General features: G+C 73.0%; 22 protein-coding genes. 7 read left to right on the forward strand and 15 right to left on the reverse strand.

Annotated features, from left to right (window positions below; translation table 11 throughout):
- Positions 1 to 63 precede the first annotated feature (63 nt).
- Positions 64 to 813 (reverse strand): SDR family oxidoreductase, encoded by a 750-nt coding sequence (locus ACGF0D_RS31505; RefSeq protein WP_392921942.1) that lies wholly within the window; start codon positions 811 to 813, stop codon positions 64 to 66.
- Between the two features lie 90 nt (positions 814 to 903).
- Between ACGF0D_RS31505 and ACGF0D_RS31510 the strand changes: the two genes are divergently transcribed.
- Complete coding sequence (locus tag ACGF0D_RS31510; protein ID WP_392921944.1) at positions 904 to 2,244, forward strand: aspartate aminotransferase family protein; 1,341 nt, start codon at positions 904 to 906, stop codon at positions 2,242 to 2,244.
- Between the two features lie 191 nt (positions 2,245 to 2,435).
- On the forward strand, positions 2,436 to 2,849 hold the full coding sequence (locus ACGF0D_RS31515) for a peptidase inhibitor family I36 protein (protein WP_392880200.1): 414 nt from the start codon (positions 2,436 to 2,438) through the stop codon (positions 2,847 to 2,849).
- A 69-nt stretch (positions 2,850 to 2,918) separates the two neighbouring features.
- Here ACGF0D_RS31515 and ACGF0D_RS31520 read toward each other — a convergent pair whose 3' ends face one another.
- Complete coding sequence (locus tag ACGF0D_RS31520) at positions 2,919 to 3,821, reverse strand: alpha/beta fold hydrolase (RefSeq protein ID WP_392921947.1); 903 nt, start codon at positions 3,819 to 3,821, stop codon at positions 2,919 to 2,921.
- 59 nt (positions 3,822 to 3,880) lie between these two features.
- Between ACGF0D_RS31520 and ACGF0D_RS31525 the strand changes: the two genes are divergently transcribed.
- Complete coding sequence (locus ACGF0D_RS31525) at positions 3,881 to 4,489, forward strand: TetR/AcrR family transcriptional regulator (RefSeq protein WP_392921949.1); 609 nt, start codon at positions 3,881 to 3,883, stop codon at positions 4,487 to 4,489.
- A 9-nt stretch (positions 4,490 to 4,498) separates the two neighbouring features.
- Here ACGF0D_RS31525 and ACGF0D_RS31530 read toward each other — a convergent pair whose 3' ends face one another.
- Together ACGF0D_RS31530 and ACGF0D_RS31535 are read right to left on the reverse strand one after the other, a co-directional pair.
- A complete protein-coding gene (locus tag ACGF0D_RS31530; RefSeq protein ID WP_392880208.1) occupies positions 4,499 to 4,696 on the reverse strand; it encodes a DUF397 domain-containing protein in 198 nt (65 codons plus the stop codon).
- A gap of 12 nt (positions 4,697 to 4,708) precedes the next feature.
- A complete protein-coding gene (locus ACGF0D_RS31535) occupies positions 4,709 to 5,560 on the reverse strand; it encodes a helix-turn-helix domain-containing protein (protein ID WP_392880211.1) in 852 nt (283 codons plus the stop codon).
- A 188-nt stretch (positions 5,561 to 5,748) separates the two neighbouring features.
- On the opposite strand from ACGF0D_RS31535, the gene ACGF0D_RS31540 reads away from it, so the two are divergent.
- Positions 5,749 to 6,102, forward strand: a complete 354-nt coding sequence (locus ACGF0D_RS31540; RefSeq protein WP_392880213.1) for a hypothetical protein — start codon at positions 5,749 to 5,751, stop codon at positions 6,100 to 6,102.
- 29 nt (positions 6,103 to 6,131) lie between these two features.
- On the opposite strand, the gene ACGF0D_RS31545 is transcribed toward ACGF0D_RS31540, so the two are convergent.
- The 5 genes from ACGF0D_RS31545 to ACGF0D_RS31565 all read right to left on the reverse strand — a co-directional run bounded on the left by ACGF0D_RS31545 (position 6,132) and on the right by ACGF0D_RS31565 (position 11,954).
- The gene (locus tag ACGF0D_RS31545; protein ID WP_392921952.1) at positions 6,132 to 7,229 is read right to left on the reverse strand and encodes a tetratricopeptide repeat protein; all 1,098 of its coding nucleotides are present in this window, start codon (positions 7,227 to 7,229) and stop codon (positions 6,132 to 6,134) included.
- Positions 7,230 to 7,284: 55 nt separating this feature from the next.
- Positions 7,285 to 8,205, reverse strand: a complete 921-nt coding sequence (locus ACGF0D_RS31550; RefSeq protein WP_392921955.1) for a phosphorothioated DNA-binding restriction endonuclease — start codon at positions 8,203 to 8,205, stop codon at positions 7,285 to 7,287.
- A gap of 34 nt (positions 8,206 to 8,239) precedes the next feature.
- Complete coding sequence (locus ACGF0D_RS31555; RefSeq protein WP_392921957.1) at positions 8,240 to 8,887, reverse strand: lysophospholipid acyltransferase family protein; 648 nt, start codon at positions 8,885 to 8,887, stop codon at positions 8,240 to 8,242.
- Positions 8,888 to 8,988: 101 nt separating this feature from the next.
- Entirely contained in the window at positions 8,989 to 10,572 is a 1,584-nt protein-coding gene (locus ACGF0D_RS31560) for a purple acid phosphatase family protein (protein WP_392921960.1), read from the reverse strand.
- Positions 10,573 to 10,679: 107 nt separating this feature from the next.
- Positions 10,680 to 11,954, reverse strand: a complete 1,275-nt coding sequence (locus ACGF0D_RS31565; RefSeq protein WP_392921963.1) for an MFS transporter — start codon at positions 11,952 to 11,954, stop codon at positions 10,680 to 10,682.
- A 206-nt stretch (positions 11,955 to 12,160) separates the two neighbouring features.
- Between ACGF0D_RS31565 and ACGF0D_RS31570 the strand changes: the two genes are divergently transcribed.
- On the forward strand, positions 12,161 to 12,823 hold the full coding sequence (locus ACGF0D_RS31570) for an ArsR/SmtB family transcription factor (RefSeq protein ID WP_392880295.1): 663 nt from the start codon (positions 12,161 to 12,163) through the stop codon (positions 12,821 to 12,823).
- Here ACGF0D_RS31570 and ACGF0D_RS31575 read toward each other — a convergent pair.
- Positions 12,715 to 13,131 carry a hypothetical protein gene (locus ACGF0D_RS31575; protein WP_392921966.1) on the reverse strand — a complete coding sequence of 139 codons (417 nt, stop codon included), beginning with the start codon at positions 13,129 to 13,131 and terminating at the stop codon, positions 12,715 to 12,717. The genes ACGF0D_RS31570 and ACGF0D_RS31575 overlap by 109 nt on opposite strands.
- Before the next feature lie 220 nt (positions 13,132 to 13,351).
- Between ACGF0D_RS31575 and ACGF0D_RS31580 the strand changes: the two genes are divergently transcribed.
- Positions 13,352 to 13,963, forward strand: a complete 612-nt coding sequence (locus ACGF0D_RS31580; RefSeq protein WP_392921969.1) for a transglycosylase family protein — start codon at positions 13,352 to 13,354, stop codon at positions 13,961 to 13,963.
- A gap of 177 nt (positions 13,964 to 14,140) precedes the next feature.
- Here the strand turns inward: ACGF0D_RS31580 and ACGF0D_RS31585 are convergent, their stop codons facing one another.
- The 4 genes from ACGF0D_RS31585 to ACGF0D_RS31600 form a co-directional block, all read right to left on the reverse strand.
- Positions 14,141 to 15,952 carry an amino acid transporter gene (locus ACGF0D_RS31585; RefSeq protein ID WP_392922005.1) on the reverse strand — a complete coding sequence of 604 codons (1,812 nt, stop codon included), beginning with the start codon at positions 15,950 to 15,952 and terminating at the stop codon, positions 14,141 to 14,143.
- 472 nt (positions 15,953 to 16,424) lie between these two features.
- Complete coding sequence (locus tag ACGF0D_RS31590) at positions 16,425 to 18,077, reverse strand: multicopper oxidase family protein (RefSeq protein ID WP_392921972.1); 1,653 nt, start codon at positions 18,075 to 18,077, stop codon at positions 16,425 to 16,427.
- 146 nt (positions 18,078 to 18,223) lie between these two features.
- Positions 18,224 to 18,700, reverse strand: coding sequence for a hypothetical protein (locus ACGF0D_RS31595; RefSeq protein WP_392921974.1), 477 nt, complete (start codon positions 18,698 to 18,700; stop codon positions 18,224 to 18,226).
- A 139-nt stretch (positions 18,701 to 18,839) separates the two neighbouring features.
- On the reverse strand, positions 18,840 to 19,760 hold the full coding sequence (locus ACGF0D_RS31600; protein ID WP_392921976.1) for a LysR family transcriptional regulator: 921 nt from the start codon (positions 19,758 to 19,760) through the stop codon (positions 18,840 to 18,842).
- 129 nt (positions 19,761 to 19,889) lie between these two features.
- Here ACGF0D_RS31600 and ACGF0D_RS31605 point away from each other — a divergent pair, with 129 nt between their 5' ends.
- A complete protein-coding gene (locus tag ACGF0D_RS31605) occupies positions 19,890 to 20,930 on the forward strand; it encodes a YncE family protein (RefSeq protein ID WP_392921979.1) in 1,041 nt (346 codons plus the stop codon).
- Between the two features lie 64 nt (positions 20,931 to 20,994).
- On the opposite strand, the gene ACGF0D_RS31610 is transcribed toward ACGF0D_RS31605, so the two are convergent.
- On the reverse strand, positions 20,995 to 22,038 hold the full coding sequence (locus tag ACGF0D_RS31610) for a VanZ family protein (protein ID WP_392921981.1): 1,044 nt from the start codon (positions 22,036 to 22,038) through the stop codon (positions 20,995 to 20,997).
- Positions 22,039 to 22,066 lie beyond the last annotated feature (28 nt).

Consider the following 22,066-nt stretch of genomic DNA (forward strand, 5'->3'; position numbering starts at 1 on the left):
GACCTGCAGGCCGCCGACGTGCGGGTGCGAGTGCCTCCCGTCCCGCGCCACGACGGGAAGCCGTCACCCGCGGCCGACGTACGGCATGGAGCTCGGCATCACCAGGACCGACTGGATGTTCACCCCGAGCGGGAGGGCGGCCATGGCCCGGACCATGTCCACGACGTGCCGCACGTCCATGGTCGGCTCCACCCGCTGTGACCCGTCCGCCTGCCGCACGGCGGGCTGGGGCCGGTCCTCGGGAGTCACGTTGCCGATGTCGATCTGCCCGCAGGAGATGTCGTAGCGCCGGCCGTCGAGGGACAGCGAGCGGGTCATTCCGGCCACCGCGTGTTTGGCCGCGGTGAAAGCGATCGAGTCCGGGCGGGGCACCTGGGAGGACGGGGCGCCGTTGTTGATGATCCGCCCCCCGCGCGGCTCCTGCCGCATCATCAGCCGGAACGCGGCCTGGGAGCACAGGAAGGTGCCGGTGGCGATCGACTCCATGACACGGTGCCAGTCCGCCACGTCCACCTCCTCGACCGGGACATACGGCATGGTGTCGGCGGCGTTGTTGAACAGCAGGTCGAGCCGGCCGAAGCGGTCCGCCACCTCGCCGAAGAGCGCGTCCACCGCGGCGGGGTCCGTGATGTCGGCGGGCACGGGAACGGCACGGTCGCGCAGATCGGCCGGCGCGAGGGCCGCGGTCTTCTCCAGCGGCTCGGACCGCCGGCCGACGAGCACCACCGTCCAGCCGTCGGCGAGCAGGCCCAGCGCACTGGCCCGCCCGATGCCGCTGCCCGCTCCCGTCACGACCGCCGTCCGTTCGATCACCGGGTCCCCTCTCCCGCCCCGCGGCCCGCCTCGGGCACGCCCGTCATCCGAACGTGCCCCTCCGACCCACCCTCGAACCAGGAGCAGCACATGATTGGCGACATCGACACGCCGGGCGCGACGGACGGAAGCCGCGCGTGGCACGAGCGGGCGCGGCGGTCCCTCGCCGGCGGCATCAGCTCCTCGGCCCGGCTCACGTCGACCGGCCCGCACCCGTACCCCCTCTACATGGCATCCGGCACCGGCGCGCGGATCCGGGACGTCGACGGCAACGAGTACCTCGACTACCTCGCCGCCTACGGCAGCGCCGTCCTGGGACACGCGCCGGACGTCCTCACCAAGGCGTTGACGCCCGTGCTGCACGGCGGCACCATGTTCGGAACCTGCAACACCGCCGAGGTCGAACTCGCCGAACTGATCTGCCGGTCGGTCCCCTGCGCGGACCTCGTACGGTTCGCCAACTCCGGCAGCGAGGCGGTCCAGGGAGCCGTCCGCGCCGCCCGTGGCCACACCGGGCGCACCAAGGTCCTCAAGTTCGAGGGCCACTACCACGGCTGGAGCGACGTCCTCGCGGTCTCCAATCGTCCCGACGCGGGCGAGACCGGACCCTACGACCGGCCGAACCGCGTTCCGCACTCCCCCGGCATCCCGGACGGCGTCGTCTCGGACGTGGTGGTCTGCCCGTGGAACGACCCGCACGCCCTGCGGGCCGTGCTCGACGCCCACCGCGGCGAACTGGCCGCCGTCATCTGCGAACCGATCGTCGCGAACAACGCCTGCACCATGCCGGTCCCCGGCTTCCTGGAGACGCTGCGGCAGGAGTGCACGGACCGCGGCATCGTCCTGATCTTCGACGAGATCTGCACCGGATTCCGCACCGGCCCGGGAGGCGCGCAGAGCCTCTTCGGGGTGGTCCCCGACCTCGCCACCTACGCCAAGGCGCTGGGCGGCGGCCTGCCCATCGCCGCCTTCGCCGGCCGCCGCGAGGTGATGGAACCCCTCGCCGAAGGCCGCGTCAAGCACGGCGGCACCTACAACTCCTCCCCGCTGTGCGCGACCGCGGCCCTCGCCACCCTGCGGGAGCTGGGCCGTCCGGAGGTCACCGAGCACATCGACGCGACCGGCCGCCGGATCATGGAGGCCATCCGGCGGGCCGCCCACGACCGCCGCGTGCCCTGTCTGGTCCAGGGCGTCGGAGCCATGTTCCAGGTGGTGTTCACGGACCGGGCCACGCCCACCACCCGGTACCGGGACCTCCTCGACGCCGACAGCTCCCGTTACGCGGCCTTCCGGCACGAACTGCTCAAACGGGGCGTCCACGTCAACGCCTACAGCCTGGCCTGCTGGTTCGTCTCCGCCGCCGTCACCGCGGACGACCTGGCGGCCACCTGCGAGGCCGTCGAGCAGTCCTTCGACGCCCTGTCCCGCTGAACCGCGCCGGCGCCGCGCGGGCCGCAGGACCGGGACCGGCACCTTCACATGTATGCACAACCGGAACGGCACGAAACCGTGGCGCCGGTGGGGCGGACGTGCCAGCCTGTTCGAGGCCTCGGGGGCGACGGTCCACAAGGGACCCGGCCTGCCCGGCCTTCCTGCACTGTCGACTGGGACGGGAGTACGGAATGCGCATCAAGTTCGGACAGCGCGCGGCCAAGATCGCGGCGGTGGCGGCGTTGACGGCGGGCACGGTGGCCATGGCCACCGGGAGCGCCCACGCGGCGGGCCCGGGCGGGGCGGAGGCGTGCCCCAGCGGCAGCGTCTGCCTGTACTACAACTCGCCTGGAGTCGGCTGGGGATCGTTCGACAACTTCTCGCCGAACCAGAACCTCGACCTGCACAACTACACGTTCGCCCGCTACGCGAACGGCTCCGGGTACGGGGTGACGATGTACGGCAACGCCGCCTCGATCGTCAACAACACCGGCCACACGGTGTACGTCAGCCAGATCAGCGACGGCTTCTGGATCTCCTACCCGGCGGGGTACGCGGGGTCGCTCAACAGCGCGGCGAACAACGACGCCCGCCTGTTCTCCTGACGCACCGGCGCCACAGGGCGCTCCGACGGGCCCCCGCCACCGGGCGGGGGCCTTCGGGGCGCCACCCGGCTACGAGGCCCGCCGCTCCCGCCCGACCCCGCCGATGAAGCCCAGCAGCCGCTCGTTCACCGTTCCGGGCTGCTCCAGGTTGAGCCCGTGGCCGGCCCGCTCCAGGATCTCGGCCCGCACTCCGGGGATCAGCCGGGTGACCCGCTCCACCACCCGGTGCGGCCGCAGCAGCGCACTGCGCCTGCCCACCAGGACGAGTACCGGCAGCCGGATCGACGCCAACTCCTCGTCCGTGAACGTCCGGACCGGCGGGCGGCCGCTCGGCTTGTAGCTCCGCAGCGCGAGCATCAGCGGCGCCGTCATCTCACGCGGCGCGCTCAGCGCGGGGTTCGCCAGCAGCCGGCCGACCGCCGGACGCAGCGGGCGCGGAGCGAGCATGCCGAACAACCCGGCGACCAGGTGGACGTAGAAGCGTGCGGGCACCTTCTCGATCCCGCCCGGGTCGAGCGGCGCGACGGAGGCCAGCCGCTCGGGGGCGTGGACGGCCTGGTTGAGCGCCAGCCAGCCGCCGTACGAGGCCCCGACCAGGTGCACCCGCTCCAAGGCGAGTCCGGCCAGTACCTCCCCCAGCCAGGCCGCGTTCTCCGGCGATCCGGCCGCGACGGCGCGCTGGACGCTGCGGCCGGGGTCGTCCAGGGTGTCGATCGCGTAGACGGGGTGGTGTTCGCCGAGGGCGGCGATCTGCGGGTACCAGTTGGACGGGTGCCCGGCGTGGCCGTGCAGCAGCACGATCGGGTCGCCGGTCGCCGGGCCGTAGCGGTGGACGTGGACGCTGCCGTAGGCGGTCTCGACGTCCAGCTCCTGGCGCGGGCTCGGCCAGAGTTCCATCGCCCGGTCGTAGGCCGCGAGGAACTTCGCCCGGGCCGACTCGGTGACGAAGTGTCCGACGGTGGTCCTGGTCATGATCGCCCTCCCTTTGATGATGGTATGGTTGTATCATAAAAATATCCGGAAGGAACCTGATGCCGAAGCTGGTGGATCACGAGGAACGGCGGGCGCACATCATCGACGCCCTGCTGCGATCGGCGGCGAGCAGCGGACTGCACGCCGTTACCATGCGGTCGGTGGCGGTCGAGGCCGGTGTCTCGGTGCGGCTGGTCCAGTACTACTTCGACACCAAGGAACAGTTGCTGCTCGCCGCCATGACCCGCCTGGCGACCCGCATGGGCGAGCGCGTCCAGCGCCGCGCACGCGAGAGCGGGGCGGCCGGTGACCCGCGCGGCATCATCGAGACGGTGCTGCTGGAGGCGGTGCCGACCGATGAGGAGAGCCGGGCGTTCCACCTGATCTACACCGAGTACGCGGTGCTCTCCGTCACCGATCCCGGGCTCGGCGGGCAGCCGTTCCTGGCCGCGCCGAACGAGATGGAGGCCTTCCTGGCCGCCCAGCTGACGGCGGCCCAACAGGCCGGGGACGCCGCCCCCGGCCTGGACCCCCGCCAGGAGGCCGTCGTGCTGCTGGCCGTCTCCGCCGGCCTGGGCCTCAGCGTGCTGCTCAAGCAGCGGACGGCGGAGGAGGCGACCGCCGTGCTGCACTACCACCTGGGCCGGATCCTTCCCGGCCGCGGGTGAGGGAGCTGGCTACCCTCCCAGTTGGTCGAACTCTCCAGCCTTGACGCCGCACAGGAGGGCGCCGAGCACAGCGGGCGGCATGGTGATGACGACATCCGGGTCATCACTCTCGCGAAGCTTGACGCCCTCACCAGGCACCGCCGCGACGTAGATGCAGTTGGCGGTGTCGCCGCTGAATGAGGACTTCTGCCAGGTCTGAACGATCACGGTCTCCCCGTCTCACATGCTTCGGGCGATACAGCGGATGACGTCGCGGGACGCCTCGGGCTCGAGCGCAGTCGCCTCCAGCCGATCCAACACGGCTCGATACTTGATCAGCTGCGGCTCGGCGTCAATGAACTCGAATCGATCCCCATCGACCTGGACAGTGTCCAACCGTGCAACCTCGGCATGGATGTACACGATTCCGGCGCCGGAGCTGGGGTAGCTGCCGGTACCGAACGGGATCACCCGCAGGTCGATGTGAGGATGCGCGCTCATGGTCAGCAGATAATCCAGCTGATCACGGGCGACCTCCGGACCACCGAAGCCCATGCGCAAGGCGGTCTCATGGACTATCGCCGACAGCGGCATCGGCTGCTCGCCGTAAAGCACCGATTGTCGCTTGATGCGATGAGAAACAAGGTGCTCCACCTCGGGCGGCGACAGGGGTGGAACTACATCCCGAAAGAGCGCGCGAGCATGCTCAGGAGTCTGGAGAAGACCAGGGATGTGAACCACCGAGGCGATCCGCATCGATCGCGCATGATGCTCGACTTCTGCCAGGTCGAGCGCGCCGGCCGGAAGGATCTCGCGGTACTCCTCCCACCAGCCCCGCGCGCGGCCGCCGGTCATGCGGGTCAGCGCCTCGATCAGGGCCTCGTCCGCGCAGCCGTAGAGACGCGCCAGGGCCCGAACTCGATCGGCGCTCACCGGATACCCGCCGGACTCGATATTGCTGATGCGGGACTGCGTCGTGCCGTGTAGTTCCCCGGCGCGCGTGACCGACAGGCCCGCCTGCTCGCGCAGCCGGCGCAGCTCCGCGCCGAGTCGCCGCTGCCGGATGCTCGGCGGAATCTTGCTGGGCGGCATCCGCTGCTTCCTTCCCTCGCCGGTCGTGGCCGGCGCCGTTCACTCGTTGGGGTGGAGGCGCAATGAATCCCCAAGGAGCGGTGGACTACATACTACCGACTGGCTATTTTTGATCCTGCGTCAGGGCCGATCGCTGCCCGTGGTGATGGCAGCGCCGCGTCCAACTCCCCTTCACGTAGGAGAATTCCATGGCTGCTGCGCCCCTGCAAAACTCCAGCCCGGTCACGCCTCTGCCGTCGGCCGACGCGTCCTTCGACCAGGAGCTCTGCGACCTCGTGCTCGACACCGCGCCCCGGCTGTTCGCCGTCGTCCAGGTGTGCAGCCTCGGTCTCGCGGACGCCGACGGGTGGGTCGCGGCCTGGGGATTCGCCGACGCCGCCGGGTCGACGCACGTCATCGGCGTCGACGGGCGGACGCGACTGACCCTCCCCTCCCCCGAGCGAGCCGTCCGCCACTTCTCCCGCCGGCCGGACATCACCGCACGACTGGTCTGGCTCGCCCCGCCGACCGCCGCCGCGACGGACCGGGCCGCAGCCGCCTGACGCCCTCCCAGCACTGCTCGCAATCGGCGTCAGCCCTCATTCAGGCCGTCCAACTGATCCTGGAAATAGGCCCGTTCCTCCTCCTCCGGAGCCAACTCCATTGCCATGACGATGTGGTGCCGCATCCGGTCGTCCCCAATCAACCCGTAGACCATCGCCAGGGCGCCGTGCCCGTAGAAGTCGAGCCCCTCGACGGCGGCCAGGCTCTCGGCCAGCCACAGCGCCTCGGCCACGTTCCCGAGGCCGACCTCCGCCTGCACCACGCAGCGCAGCGCGTCCAGGTTGTTGGGACTCCTCCGGTACAGCGCCCGAAGCTCCCGGACGGCGCCGTGCACCTCCTCGGGGTCGGTGGCCACGGCGAGGAGCCGGTCAGGGTTCGGCTCGACCGCGGGCGGCGCCGAGCGCCAGTGGTCGAGGTGTTCGGACCCCGGCGCGACCCGCTCCAGCTCCAACAGCGCCGACCGCCACGGCCCCTCGACGCCCGCGTTGTGCGCCGCCGCCACCAGGAGTTCCAGCACCTGCTCATGACCGCGGTCGAGGTGGTGGGCCCGCTCCAGGACGCTCACCACGTCCGGCCAGTCCACGCCGCTGCGCGGGACGGCGGCCAGCTGGTACAGCACCCTGGCCAGGGCGAGGTGCTCCGTCGGGCCGGCGGTGGCGTCGGCGGCCAGTCCGGAGAGCAGGCCGACCTGCTGCCGCAGGAATCCCACGCCGGCCTCGTGCCACTCCAACCATGCCCGGGCCTCGGCGAGTTGGCTCTCGGCCGGCACACATCCGGGGTGGACCGCGAGGATGCGCTCCAGCTCCCGCGCCGCCCGGTCCACGCTGCCGATCAGGACGTAGGCACTGGCGAGGTCGCACCGCACGGCCGGATCCTCCGGCCCCATGTCGGCCACGACCTCCAACAGCGGTACCGCCTCGGCGAATTGCCCGGTCAGCAGGTAGACGGACGCCAGCGCGTGCAGGTCCCCCGGCAGCGGGTCGACCGCCAGGACCATCTCCCTCAGGGCGGTCAGCTTCGCCCCGTCCGGTTCGTTGATGACCTGCTCGAAGCACACCAGGACTTCGGGGCGCGTGAGGTCCCCCCGGTACTGCGGCTGCCAGTCGATGGACGGTTCCCCGCTCACATTCGCCTCCCCGGTCGCCTGTCCCCCGGGTGGCGCACCCGGGTTCCCCACCGTCTCACCCCGCACCGACAAGCCCTTCCGCCGGTTGGCGCGGCGCACCGTGGAACACCTGCCGCGCGTGCCACTCCCGGTGCCGGTCCGCGACCGGCGGGCGGCCCGGCTGCGGGCCGATGACGGGACGCCCGGACAGCGCGAGCACCTGCCGCCGGCTGGCCTCGCTGCGACCGACGAAGCGTTCGGAGACGAGGATGCGATGGCCCTCACCCAGCCCCAACACCCCCTTGTCGAACAGCTTGTGGTGCAGCGAGCACAGGCACAGCCCGTTGTCGGCCTCGTCCGGCCCGTCGTGCGACCACCACCGGACGTGCGCGGCCTCCAGTCCCACCGCGCTCGCCCCGAGGGCACCGTCGTAACCGCAGAACGCGCACTGGAACTCGTAAGCGGTGAGTATCAGTTCGCGCATCCGCCGGTTCCGTTGCCGCCTGGCCGCCGCCTCGGCCCCTCGCACCGTCCCGGCCTCGGCCTGCTCCAGGTCGAGGCCGACCGCCTCGCAGAGATCGGCGTGCAGGGAGGTCGGGAAGTGCGCGTCCAGCAACACCCTGGCCATCCGTCCGAGCAGCGCCGGCTCCTGCGCGAGTGCCACCCGAAGGGCGGGCGCGAGCCTGCCGGTGGCCCCGCTCGACCGGAGGATCCCGACTCCGCTGCCGGGGCTTCCCGCCCCCTGGTCGGTCCGGACCTCCCACACTCCGTCGCTGACCAGGTGGTGGAACGGGTACGCGGGAGTCGTCGGATGCGACGGCCCGTACTCCGCCAGCAGCCGCTTCAGCTCCTCCTCGACGGCGCTGTACCGGAGTTCACCGTCCGCGTCCTGCTGGTGGCTGCCGAGGGCGTAGAGCAGCAGCAGCGGCTTGTGCGGCGCCCGCACACCGTTGTTCGTCCAGCGCCTCAGCCGTGCCACCCGATCGAGCCAGTCCATGCCCGCCAGCGTAGTTGGCGCCCCGGCGCCGGGATCAGCGCCGGCCGCACCGCTGCTGGGCGGTGTGCCAGGCGGCGGTGACGGCGCGGTGGGCGGCGGCCGTGGCGTCGGCGATGTCGGCGGGCAGGTGGAGCGGGGTGCCGAGGTGGACGTGCAGGGCGGGGCGGCGCAGGGGGGCGGTGACGAACCCGGCGAGCTGTTTGGCGGTGCCGCCGGAGCTGAGGCGGCGGGCGCCGCACTGGCCGAGCGGTACGACCGGGGCGCCGCCGGCCGCCGCGAGCCGGGCCAGGCCGGTGCGGAAGGCGCCCGGTGCCGTGTCGCCGGAGTCCCGGCGCCGCGGCAGGCCACCCTCGCCGTAGATCAGGACGACCCGGCCGGCCGCGAGCGCCGCGGCGGCCGGGTCGAGGGCGGTGGCCGCCCGGGCCGTCCCGCGGTGGACGGGGATGTGCCCGCCGGCCCGCAGCACCGCGCCGAGCACCGGCACCCGCCACAGCCCGGCGGTCGCCATCACGACCGGTTCGGTGCCCAGCCGGCGCAGGGCGGCCAGCACGACGCCCGGGTCGGCGAGCGAGCTGTGGTTGGCGACGACGATGCTGCCCGGGGCGATCGGGCCCGGCACCTCGGAGGTGACGGACAGGCGGCCGAGGACGGGCACCAGGGTGCCGGCGATCCGGCTGAGCATGGCGGTTCCTTCGTGGACTTCGGCGAGGCGACGCCTCCATGCTCGCCGGGTAGCACCGCCGGCCGCCTGAGTAGGAGTACTCAACCGGTCCGGGTCGGCGGTCAGTTCCGCTGCACGGTGACCCGGTCCACCGCCGTGCCGTCCTCCATGAGGGAGCGCACCTCCATCCGGGCGGGCCTGCCCGCGACGGCGGGGGTCACGTCGACCGCGACCAGGCAGTAGCCGGTGTAGCGGACCCTGGACCAGGTGACCTTGACGGTCTGGTTGTGCCCGCTGCGGTCGGAGACCACCATCGGGACGGACTTGTCGTTGGCGGTCTCGTGCCCGAGGTAGGTGTCGGCCGCCGGGAAGGAGTAGAGCCCGCCGCCACCGCCACCCGCGACGACGTAGGTGGTGCCGTCCTTCACCGGGTCGACGGTGTCGCCGGAGGCGACCTTGCGGGTGGCCTTGCCGGCCCGGATGGGGTCGGTCCGCTCGTAGACGTGGTTGTGGCCGCTGAGCACCAGGTCCACCTGGTACTTGTCGAACAAGGGGGCCCAGTCCTGCTGCGCGCCGAGTTCGGCTCCGTTGTCGTGGCAGGTGGAGTAGGTGCACTGGTGCAGGTAGACGACGACGAAGTCGATGCCGGTGTCGGCGCGGAGCGCGGCGAGCCGGCTCTCCAGCCACTTCTTCTGCTTGCCCTTGGTGTAGTCGAGGTTGGCCGGGGTGTTGTAGCAGACGTCGTTGCCGTCGAGGCTGATCAGGCCGACGTTCTGGTACCGCCAGGAGTAGATGCCCGTGGACTGGTTCCAGGCGTTGTCGGGAGTCGTGAACCGGGCGCGCATGCCCCCGTAGCCGTCGGCCCCGTACCACGGCTCCATCTCGTGGTTGCCGATCGCCGGCATCCACGGGGTCCGGGAGGCGACGGGGTCGTTCTGCACGAAGAAGGAGTCCCACAGCCGGGCGTCGTACGCGTCGCCGGTCTTGCCGCTGCCACCGGCGTTGGCGTACGAGAGGTCGCCCATGTGGAGGTGGAAGGCGGGGTCGAGGCCGGCGATCAGGTTGCCGGTGGCGGCCGCGTTGTACCCGATGCCCTGGTCGCCGAAGGCGGTGAAGGTGAACCCGGCGCCGCGGCCGGGAGCGGGCGCGGTGCGGAAGCTCGCCACGTCGCCGAGGCGGGTGCCCTGGCCGGCCGGGTCGTGGCCCTGGTGGCCCACGACGTAGTAGTAGGTGGTGTCCGGGATCAGCTGGTCCAACCGCGCGTGCAGGTAGTACTGGGTGACGGTGGTGGGCTTGACCAGGGGCTGGTCCTCGACCGGGTGCTGCCAGGAGAGCTTGCTGACCAGGGTGCGGACCTCGGCGGCGATCGGGGCGCCGAGGTCGCCGGGCTGGACGCCGAGCCGGACGAAGGGGGCGGTCACCGCGTCCGGCACCTGCCAGGAGACGACGACCTGCTGGGAGGGGTCGGCCCCGAAGGCGAGGTGTCGGCCGAAGGGCCGCAGCGCGGACCCGGCGATCCGCTCGCCGCGGGGCGCGGGGACGGTCGGGGTGGCGGGGACGGTCGGGGTCGCGAGGGCGGTCGGGCGCGGGGCGGCGAGGGCGGTACCGGGCAGCAGGAGGCCGCCGGTCGCGAGGGTCGCTCCGCCCGCCGCTCCGACTCGGAGGAGGTCACGCCGGGAGTGCCGTGGAGTCTCGGTCTCGGACATGACATCAAGTTAGGAAACTTCCCTAACCTTTGACAAGAGGCCCGACGTCCTCGATTTCGCGATCGAATTCGCTTTTGGCAAACGGAAGTTGACCCCGGGATTGCGCATCAGTGTGCGGCCCGCTCGCGGATCAGCCGGGCGGCGAGCAGCCCGGAGGCCGCCGTGAGGACGGCCGCCGCCACGATGGTGGCGCTCAGGCCGAGCGCGTCGGCGAGCACTCCGGCGAGCAGGGCGCCGGCCGCGTAGCCGATGTCGCGCCAGAACCGGTAGGTGCCGAGCGCGTTGGCCCGGCGGCTCGGGTGGGCGTGGTCGGAGACGGCGGCGATCAGCGCCGGGTAGACCATGGCGGTGCCGAGCCCGAGCAGCACCGCCGAGACGATGCCGGCCAGCAGCGGACGGTCGAGCAGCACCAGGGCCAGGGCGAGGCCGGCGGCCTGCACCAGCATGCCGGCGACGATCAGCGGCTTGCGGCCGATCCGGTCGGCCAGGTGGCCGGTGGGGATCTGGCCGAAGCCCCAGAGCAGCGGGTAGAGCCCCTTGATCAGGCCGACCGCGGCCAGGCCGAGCCCGTGGTCGGTGAACAGCAGCGGGAAGACGCCCCAGGTGAGGCCGTCGTTGAGGTTGTTGACCAGGCCGGCCTGGCTTGCGCCGCGCAGCGAGCGGTCCCGCCAGGAGGTGTGCGCGAAGGTCTGCCAGAGGCCGGGGCGCGGTCCGTCACCGTCGGGCGTGGGGTGCTGGGCGAGTTCCAGCGCGACGTGCGCCGCCGTGTCGCGGACGGCCAGGGAGAGCGCGAGGCCGGCGACGACGAAGACGGCGCCGACCAGCTCGGGCGTCGGCCGCAGCCCGTACGAGGTGGCGAGGTAGCCGGTGACCAGGGCCGTCGCGCCGAGCGAGGCGTAGCCGGCCGCCTCGTTGAGGCCGGTGGCGAGTCCGCGCCGGGCCGGGCCGACCAGGTCGATCTTCATGTTGACGGTCATCGACCAGGTGAGGCCCTGATTGATGCCGAGCAGCACGTTGGCGGCCACGATCCAGCCCCAGGAGGGTGCCCAGGCAAGGGCGAACGGGACGGGGACGCCGATGAGCCAGCCCGCGACGAGCAGCTGCTTGCGGCGGAAGCGGGCGGTCAGGGCGCCGGCGGCGAGGTTGGTGAGGGCCTTGGTGACGCCGAACGCGATGATGAAGGAGAAGACCGCGAGGTCGCTGGTGAGGTGGAACACCTCGGAGCCGATCAGCGGCACGGTGGTGCGCTCCAGCCCGACCAGGCCGCCGACGGTGGCGGTGACCACGACCAGCAGGGAGAACTGGAGCCGGTTCTCCCGCAGGCCCAGCCGGACCGGTCGGGCGGCCACCCGGGCGGGCGCTTCGGGGGTCGTGGTGCTCATCGGTTCTCCTGCATGAGTCCGTCGATGACGGGTGCGTCTGCGGCGCGTCATGCGCGTCTCGTGCGTCCTGTGCTCGGTCGCAGCGACCGACAGCATCAACAATATTCCATGGATTTATGGAGAAAGGGTCTCCAGTACAATATTCCATGGAACCTTGGACAAGAATCACGGAGCATCCGGACGGACCGGCGGAGGCGGAGGAAGCGATGGCCAAGAGCGAGGCGAAGGCGCAGCTGTACGACGCGTTCGCGGCCAGCGGCAAGGCCCTGGCCAGCGGAAAGCGCCTGGAGCTGCTCGACCTGCTCGCCCAGGGCGAGCGCACCGTGGACGCGCTGGCCAAGGCGGCCGGGCTGAACCTGACCACCGCCTCCGCCCACCTCCAGGCGCTCAAGCAGGCCGGTTTCGTCGCCACCCGCCGCGAGGGCGTCCGGATCCACTACCGGCTCTCCGGCCCGGACGTCGGCGAGCTGCTCGCCCTGCTGCGCAGGGTCGCCGAGCGCCACCAGGCCGCGGTGCCGCCCGCGCTGGACGCCTACCTGGGCGAGGACGGCGCGCGGGAGGTCGACACCGAGGAGCTGCGCGCCCGCGCCGAGACCGGCGAGGTGGTCGTGCTGGACGTCCGCCCGGCCGAGGAGTACCTGGCCGGGCACATCCCCGGCGCGCTCTCCATCCCGGTCGACGAGCTGGCCGAGCGGCTGGACGAGCTGCCCGCGGACACCGAGGTCGTCGTCTACTGCCGCGGCGAGTACTGCGTGCTGGCCTACGACGCCGTCCGCCTGCTCACCGCCCGCGGCCTGCGGGCGGTCCGGCTCAACGACGGCATGCTGGAGTGGCGCCTCGCCGAGCTGCCGGTGGCCGTCGGCACCTGAACAGTCGCCATCAGCACCTGAACGGTGGCCGCCGGCCGGGGGACGCCGTCGGGGAGTCCTCGGCGGACGCCCGGCAGGCCGGTGGAGACTCCGTCCAGGGCGTGCGAGCAGACGCGGTCCCGCTCGGCGGGCGGGCTCTCCAGCGCCTTGAACAGCACCGCGCGCAGCCGGTCGACGTTCCCCGCGAAGACCTCCGGCGCCTCCGCGTGGGTGACCCGCGGCTCGGTGACGTGGTCCAGCGGCGCGTACAGCCCCGAGCCGCCGATCACGCCCGACCCCGCCCGCACGGCGCCCTGATCGATCGTCATCGTCCGCACCCTTCTTCGAGAACGTCCGGGCCACTGTGGGTCGGTGGCGGACCGCGAGGGTGACGGCCGATCAGCCGCGGGCCGCCGGGGTGGTCCAGGGCGGCCGTGCGGGTGACCTGTCGGACGTGTCGGCGCCGGAACACCCCGTCCGGCGTGCATGGGTGGGAGTGCGCCGTCCGCGGACGGTGCGGGTCCTTGTCCCCGAGTCTGTGAGTCGCGCATGCCTCCCACCGCCCGTCTACGCCGTATCGTCCCGACCGCGCTCTGCGCCCTCTCCGTGGCCCTCGCCGCCCCAGCGGCCCACGCCGCGCCACCGGGCCGCGACACCGGGTCCGACCCCGGGAGGTCGGGCGGCGGCTCGTACGACTGGGACCGCGTGGCGTCCTGCGAGAGCAACGGCAACTGGCGCATCAACACCGGCAACGGCTACTACGGCGGCCTCCAGTTCGACCAGCCCACGTGGCGGGAGAACGGCGGCCTCGCCTACGCACCGCGTGCCGACCTCGCCACCCGCGAGCAGCAGATCGCCGTCGCCCAGCACCTCGCCGACCGCCGCGGCCTCTCCCCCTGGCCCGTCTGCGGCGCCCGTGTCCCCCGCGCCCCCCGCGGCCAGGGCCACGAGGCCGTCAAGCCACCCCCGGCGGCCGCCCGGACCTCGACCGTGTCGGAGGACGGCACCTGGACCGTCCGCCGGTACGACACCCTCGGCGAACTCGCCGAGAACCTGGACGTCCCCGGCGGCTGGCCCGCGCTCTTCGAACTCAACCGCGACACCATCGGCGAGGACCCGGACCTCATCCAGCCCGGCATGGTCCTCGACCTCCCTTCCTGACCCCCTCCTGAATCCGTCGACCCCTACCCGACCCCACCGACCACCCGACCCCACCGACCCGCCGCCCGCGCCCGCCCCGGCGCGGGCGGCGCCCTGTTGCCCCCCGGGGGAACGCCGACGGCCCGCCCGCTCACTCGGAGCGGACGGGCCGGCGTGCGACCGGCCTCCGGACGGACGTCAGCCGACGTGGACGCGCGGGCGGCGCGAGCGGTCCGGCTCGGCCTCGCGCAGCACCTCGCGGGTGACCGGCGCGACCTCGCCCTGTCCGAACAGGAAGAACCGCAGGAACTGGGCGAAGGGGCTGCCCTCGGTCCACTCGAAGTAGAGGTGCGGCTGCTGCCCGGTGCGGTCCCGGATGTTCAGCGCCAGGGCGGCGAGCGCGTTCGGGATGCTGGAGCTCTCCAGGGTGAGCACCCGGTAGCGGCCGTGCAGCACCTCGCCGCGCACGGTCAGCTCGGCCTCGAAGTCGGAGGCGTCGCGGACGGTCACCTCGACGAAGACCAGGTCGTCCTCGCCGGGGATGTCGTTGTCGGCGCGGATCTGGCGGATCTTGTCGCGGTACTCGGCGATGTCGCGGTGGCTCGGCTCGTTGGCGATCAGGCGCAGCGGTCGGTGCGCGTAGTCCCTGATGAAACGTTCCGCCACATCGTCCATGGCCACGCTGGTGACGCGCAGCTCGAAGGCGCGGCGCAGCCGGGAGAGCAGCGAGACCAGGATGATCCCGGCGATGAAGCAGGCGCCGATCTTCAGACCGTCCGGCCGCTCCAGCACGTTCAGCACGGTGGTGTAGAGGAAGATCGCCGCGATGACCGCGAAGGCGATGGTCCAGCCGCGCTCGCGCTTGCGGTACGCGGCGATGGTCACCGCGATGGCGGCGGAGCTGATCAGCACCAGCACGCCGGTCGCGTACGCGCCGCCCTGGGCGTCCACGTCCGCGTCGAAGATCCAGGTGACCAGGAAGCCGATCAGGGTCAGCACGATCACCATCGGCCGCACCGCGCGGGCCCAGTGCGGGGCCATGCCGTAGCGCGGCAGGTAGCGGGGCAGCAGGTTGAGCATGCCCGCCATCGCGGAGGCGCCGGCGAACCAGAGGATCGCGATGGTGGAGAGGTCGTAGACGCTGCCGAAGGCGCCGCCCAGGTACTCGTGCGCCAGGTACGCCAGGGCGCGGCCGTTGGCGTCGCCGCCGGGCTTGAACTGGTCGGCCGGGATGAGCAGCGTGGTGATGAAGCTGGTGGTGATCAGGAAGCAGCTCATGATCACGGCGGCGGTGGTCAGCAGCTTGCGGGTGCCGCGGATCCGGCCGACCGGGTCGGCCTCGGTGTCGGTCGGGTCGCCCTTGATGTGCGGCATCACGGCGACGCCCGTCTCGAAGCCGGACAGGCCGAGCGCCAGCTTCGGGAAGGTCACCAGGGCGACGCCGACCATGACGATCGGGTTGCCGTGCTGGGCGGTCAACGCGTCCGTCCAGTCGGTGACCACGTGCGGCGCCTCGATGATCTTCCAGAGGCCGACGGCCACCACGACCACGTTCAGCACCAGGTACGTCCCGACCAGGAACACCGCCAGGCCGATCGCCTCGCCGAAGCCCTTGAGGAAGACCGCGCCGAGCAGGGCCACCAGGACCAGCGTGATCAGCACCTGCTTGCCGCCGAGGAAGCCCGTCAGGTGGGGGTTCTCCACCAGGTGCGCGCTCGCGTCGGCGGCGGACAGCGTGATGGTGATCAGGAAGTCCGTGGCCGCGAAGCCGAGCAGCGCGAGAACGAACAGCTTGCCCTTCCAGAACGACAGCAGCCGCTCCAGCATCGCGATCGAACCCTCGCCGCGCGGGCTCTCCTTGGCCACCCGCCGGTAGACCGGCAGCGCGCCCAGCAGGGTGACCACCACCAGCACGATGGTGGCGATCGGCGACAGCACGCCCGCGGCGAGGGCGGCGATGCCCGGCTGGTAGCCGAGCGTCGAGAAGTAGTCCAGGCCGGTCAGGCACATCACCCGCCACCAGCGCTGGCCGACGTGTCCGCCCTGCGCGGCGGGCGCGGCGGAGTCCCCCGCCGCCGCGGCCCCGTCCGACGCCTCGGGGGCGCCCTGCGCCGAGGAGTTCTGCGCGGGCTTCTCCGCGGTCACGTCCTCCAGCAGCCAGCTGCGGAGGCGTATTCGCGCCGACGGCGCATCCGACTCCGCCGTCTCCGTCGAACCCGACGAAACCACCTTGCACCTCTTGTTTAAAGACCCCGTAAAAACGCCGTCGGGCGACGGCAGAGCGACACGCTATGCGACGAGCGTTAAGAATCCGCTACCGGCCCGCGTTAAGAAAACGTCATGGCCACGCAGGTCGGCGGGGTGGCACGGCGCGGTGGGTCGGGTGCCGCGAACGGAGTGACCCCGAACCGTTGCGCCGGTTCGGGGTCACTCCCGGGGTGAAACCCGGGACCATTTCCGCGGGGGGGGGAGAGCTTGAGGGTCAGGCCCGGTAGCCGAGGACGGTCATCATGCCCGTCTCCGCGTGGTAGACGTTGTGGCAGTGCACCATCCACAGGCCCGGGTTGTCGGCGTCGAACTCGACGGCCAGGGTGGCGCCCGGCAGCACGATCGCGGTGTCCTTGCGCGGGCCGTCGCCGGGCAGCGCGAAGCTGTGGCCGTGCAGGTGGACGGGGTGCCACATGGTGGTGCTGTTGCGGAACTCCAGCCGCACCCGCTCGCCCGCCGCCACCGGGTGGCGCCGCGCCGGGTCGTACGAGCGGCCGTCGAACGCCCAGTCGGCCTTCGCCATCCCGCCGGTGAGCTCCAGCTTCACCGTCCGGTCCGGCGCCTTGGCGGGCAGCCGGACGCCCGGGGCGGCCCTGAGCTGCCCGGCGGTGACCAGCCGGCCGTCCAGCTCGGCCGGGCGGACGGCGGCGTCGGGCGCGGCGCCGCCGCCGGTGCGCAGCACGGCCAGGGCGGTGGCGTTCTTGCCCTCGGCCAGCACGGTCAGCGGGAAGGCGCCGTCCTTGGCGGTGACCAGCACGTCGTAGCGCTCGCCCATGCCGAGCAGCAGCGCCTGGCTGGTGGCGGGTTCGACCGGGAAGCCGTCGGTGTGGGTGACGGTCAGCTCGTGGCCGCCGAGGGCGACCCGGTAGGCGGTGTCGCCGCCGGCGTTGACCAGGCGGATCCGGATCCGGTCACCGGGCTTGGCGGTGAAGGTCTCGGGCGCGGTGGCGAGCCTGCCGTTGACCAGGTGGAACGGATACGCGACGTCGCCGGCGTCGCCGCCCAGCAGCGGGCTCCGGGCACCCATCAGCATCCGGGTCGGGCCGGCGGCCGGGCCGGGTGTGCCGGCTGCGCCGCCCGTGTTCGTGCCCGGCATCCCGGACATGTCGTGCCCGGAGCCGCCCGCGTGGTCCATGCCGCCCGAGTGGTCCATGCCCTCCATCCCCTCCATCCCACCCATGCCCTTGGCGAGTTCGGCGAGGACGGCGTCCGGGGTGCTGCCGTCGACGCCGTCCACCCAGTCGTCCAGGACGACGACCCACTCCCTGTCGTACGCGAGCGGCTCCCTCGGGTCCTCGACGATCAGCGGGGCGTACAGGCCGCGGTCCTGCTGGACGCCGGAGTGCGGGTGGAACCAGTACGTGCCCGGGTGGCTGAGCGCGAAGCGGTACTCGAAGGAGGCGCCGGGCCTGACGTCGGCCTGGGTCAGGCCCGGGACGCCGTCCATGTCGTTGCGCAGCGCGAGGCCGTGCCAGTGCAGCGAGGTGGCCTGCGGCAGGTGGTTGGCCAGGGTGACGGCGAGGGTGTCGCCGAGGGTGGCGCGCACCTCCTGGCCGGGCAGCCGGTCGCCGTACGCCCAGCTGCGGACGGTGCGGCCGCCCAGGTCGAGGGTGGTCTCGGTGGCGGTGAGCGCGACCTTGCGCTCCGGGCCCGGGTTGCGCGCGGCCTCGGCGGCGGCGACCTCGGGGCCGTTCGGGGCGAGGTAGCCGGCCGGGGCGGCGGTCGCGGTCGCTCCGCTCGTGGGGCCGTGGCCCATGGACGCGTGGTCCATGCCCTTCATCGAGTCGGAGGAGCAGGCGGTGAGCAGACCGGTCCCGGCGGCGGCGAGCGCGGCGCCGAGGACGGTACGGCGGGTGGGTGTGCGCATGACGGAGTGCACCTCGTGCGGTGTGTGGGTGTGCAGGACGTCGCGTCGGCCGTTCCGCGCGCGGGCGCTCGGGAGTGCGAGCGGGCGCGTTGATGTGCGCACGGGCGCCCCTGAGCGGGCGCGGGCGCGGAACGGCGGGCGCGCGCCTACTGACGCAGCACCGAAAGCCGGGTGAGGAGTATCCGCCCGCCTTCGGGCGGGGGCAGCGCGCGTACGGCCCGCAGCAGCCGGGCCCGTACGTCGGCGGCGGCGTCACCGCTGTGGCGCGGCAGCGAGCCGGCGAGGAGGAACACCAGGGTCCAGCCGGCCAGGACGGCGAGGCAGACCGTCATCGGGTCCATGCCGCCGGGGGCGGCGGGGTCGGCCGCGGAGGCCGCGTCGGCCACGGACGCGGCGTCGCGGACGGGCTCGGCGGCCGGTCCGTGGTGGACGGCGCCCGCCGGGTGCATCGCGGAGGCGTGCGTCCCCGGGCCCTCGTGCCCGCCGGAGCCACCGGAGCCGCCGTGCCCGCCGCTCGGATGGCCGAGGGTGTGCATGGTCACGATGCCGAGCAGCAGCGCGGCGAGCAGCAGCAGGCGCGGCGCCCACGGCACCGGCGGACCGAACGCCCGCGACCGCGCCATCCTTCGCCTCCCGTCCTCAGCACCGCCCCTTGTTACCCCCGCAGGGTATCCCGACCTTACGCCCCGGACCGCCCCGGACCGCCCCGGACCGCGCCGGACCGCGCCGGGGCGCGCCGGGGCGCGCCGTGCGCCCTCCCGCTCAGGCCGTGCCGTGCGGGTCCGCGCCCGGCCCCGCACCCAGTACCGCGGCCGCCACGTGCTCGCGGAACCAGCGGTGGCCCGGATCGGCGGAGTTGCGCGGGTGCCAGGCCATCCCCAGCTCCAGCGGGGCGAGTTCGAGCGGGATCGGGAAGGTCCGCAGACCCAGCGCGGCGACGGTCTCCGGCAGCCAGTCCGCCGGGGCGAGGGTGACCAGGTCGCTGTCCCGGGCCAGCAGCATCGCCCCGGTGTGGCTGGGCACGACGACCGCCACCCGGCGCCGCAGCCCGAGCGCCGTCAGCGCGGTGTCGATCGGGCCGAGGCGCTTGCCGCGCCGGGAGACGCCGATGTGGTCGGCGGCGGCGAAGCGGCGGGCGGTGATCCGGCGGCCGTCGAACAGCGGGTGGCCCGCCCTGGCGAGGCCGACCAGCGGAACGCGCAGCAGCTGCCGGGTGCGGACCTCCGGGTCCACGTGTCCGAGCACGCCCAACTCGACGTCCAGCAGCCCCTGCCGCAGCGCCGGTCCGTCCTCCAGCGCCTCCGGCAGGAACACCACGTCCACCCGCGGCGCTTGCGCCCGGACCCGTTCGACGAGGCCGCCGGCCGTCCGCGCCAGCATCAGCTCACCGGCCTGCACCGTGAAGGTGCGGTCGAGGTGCACGGGGTCGAAGCCGGCGCCGGGGCGCAGCACGCTGTCGCATCCGCGCAGCAACGCGCCCACCTCCTCCCGCAGTTCGAGCGCCCGCGGGGTCGGGACGAGCCCCTGCCCGGCGCGCACCAGCAGCGGGTCCTCGACGGCGCGGCGCAGCCGGGCCAGCATCCGGCTGACCGCCGCCGGCGAAGTGCCGAGGCGCTCGGCCGCGCGGGTCACGCTGTTCTCCTGGAGCAGGGCGTCCAGGGCCCGCAGCAGGTTGAGATCCATCGATGTCACGCTCCTGAACTGGATCTTTGCGTTTCGGGCAACTATCCGATGCCGATCCTTGCATTGTTCCGGCCGCCACCGCCGACGAAGGTGGAACCGACCGCGAAACACCCCTCCCGAGGAGTCCTCATGTCACAGCTCTCCCGTGCCGCCCGCACCGGCGACGTCCTCGCCGTCGTCAGCCAGAGCGGACCGACCGTGTCGTTCTTCGACGCCGCCACCGACCGGCTCCTCGACACGGTCCAGGTCCTCGCCGAGCCGCACGAGTTGTGCTTCGACCCGACCCAGCGGCTGCTCTGGTGCACCAGCGCTTACCACTCGGGCTACTACCACGCCAACGGCGGCCGCCGCACCGAGGTGACCGTCATCGACGCCGACACCCGCCGGATCGTCGACGTGATCGACCTCGCCCCCGAACACGGGCCGCACGGACTGGCGTTGGACGCCGCCCGGCACCGCCTCTACGTCAGCGTGGAGGGCGACGGGGACCGCCCCGGCGGCGTCGTGGTCATCGACACCGAGACCCGTCGCCCGCTCGGCCGGATCGACACCGACGCCCCCGGCCCGCACTGGTTCGCCGTCTCCCCGGACGGCCGGACCGGCTTCGCCACCAACAAGGAGGCGTCCTTCGTCTCGGTCGTGGACCTCGAACGGGGCGTTCTGACCGCCAAGGTCGAGGTCCCCGGCAGCGAGGGCCTGGCCGTCTCCCCCGACGGCACCCGGGTCTACGCCGCCGGCCCGTACTTCTCGCCGTCCCTCGCCGCGGCCCCGGGCATCCGGGTCATCGACGTCCCGGCCGCGGCCGTCAAGGAGGTCCTCACGACGGAGTCCCCGGCCCTGCCGGTCCACCTCACCTCGACCGGCCTGCTGCTGGCCGGCGAGGTCCGGACGATCCCCGACCTCGACTCCGCCCTGGGCCGCCAACTCCCCGGCCGCCTCACGGTGTTCGCGGCCGACGACCACCGCCGGATCGGGTCCGTCGAGGTGGGTCTCTTCCCGCTCACCATCACCTCCTCCCCGGACGGCGGCCTCGCCTACGTCTCCTGCGTCGTCTCCTCCACCGTCGACGTCATCGACCTGGCCACCCTCACCCCGGTCTCCCGCCTGACCGTCCCCAAGCTCACCGAGGCGGGCGCCCACGGCCTGGCCTACCTCCCGCGCCCGGCCTGAGCCTGCGGCCAGCCTGAGCCTCCGCCCGGACCGGGGCCTGCGGCCGGACCGAGCCTGCGGCGGGCTATGACGTGACGGTGAGGATGCGGCCGTCGGCGGCCACGGTCAGTTCGACGTGCACCGGCGGCCGCCCGGAGGCCTCCCCCTCGCTGCGGTAACTGAGCTTCCGGGAAGGGCCGTTCGGGCCGCCGGCGGGGGTGACGGTCGGGGTCAGGCCCGCGATCCGGTCGGCGAACCAGGTGTCGGCGAAGGCCGTACCGGCGGCGACGACCTGCTCCGGGGTGAGGGCGGGCGCGTCCGCCGCGGACGGCTCCGCCGCGGTGGCGGCGAGCAGACGGCCGCTGGGCTGCTCGATCCGGAAGCTGCCGCGGTCGGTGGTGACGTCCATGATCTGCTGGAGCACCCCGGGATCGGCGGTCGTCGTGGTGGTGCTCACCAGGGTGCGCGGGCCGAAGAGGCCCTCCGCCACCCGCTGCGCCGTCACGATGTCGTCGGACGGCCGAGCGGCGAAGCCCGGCGCGTCCCGGTACGTCCGGACGCCGAAGTGGACCACCAGCCCCACCGCCGCCAGCCCGACGGCACCCAGCGCCAGCCCGTGGACGAGGTCCCGGCGCGGCCGGGGAAGCCCGCGCCGCCGCGCCAGCAGCCAGCCGGCGGCGAGGAGCGCCCCCAGCAGCGCACCGGCCGCGTTGTCGACGAAGTCCGCGCCGTCACAGGCCCGTCCGGTCCCGAGCAGGGTCTGGGTGACCTCGGTGACGGCCGACAGCACCACACAGCCGGCCAGCACGGTGACCGGCCTGCGGAAGAGCAGCCCGCCGAAGAAGGCCAGTGGGACGTAGAGCGCGACGTTCATCAGCCCCTGCCGGCCCGTCGCCTCGACCCAGTTGCCGGGCCCGATCGTGCAACTCGGGCTCCCCGAGTACCCGGCGGCCGTCGGCGTCAGCGTCACCGCCACCTCGCCCGCCAGGCTCAACCCCCACAGCACCGCCGGCGCGACGGGCACCCCCCTCCGGCGGGCCCACCACGCGGTTCCGGCCGAGCACAGCAGGGCGAGGACGACGAACACGGGTAAGACGGCAGGGGCTGCCGAGTAGCTGGCTTCGATCATCGGGGCTTCCGCTCAAGAGCCCGACGGG

Origin of the sequence: Kitasatospora sp. NPDC048298 (genome assembly GCF_043201465.1) — a bacterium.
Lineage (GTDB): Bacteria > Actinomycetota > Actinomycetes > Streptomycetales > Streptomycetaceae > Kitasatospora.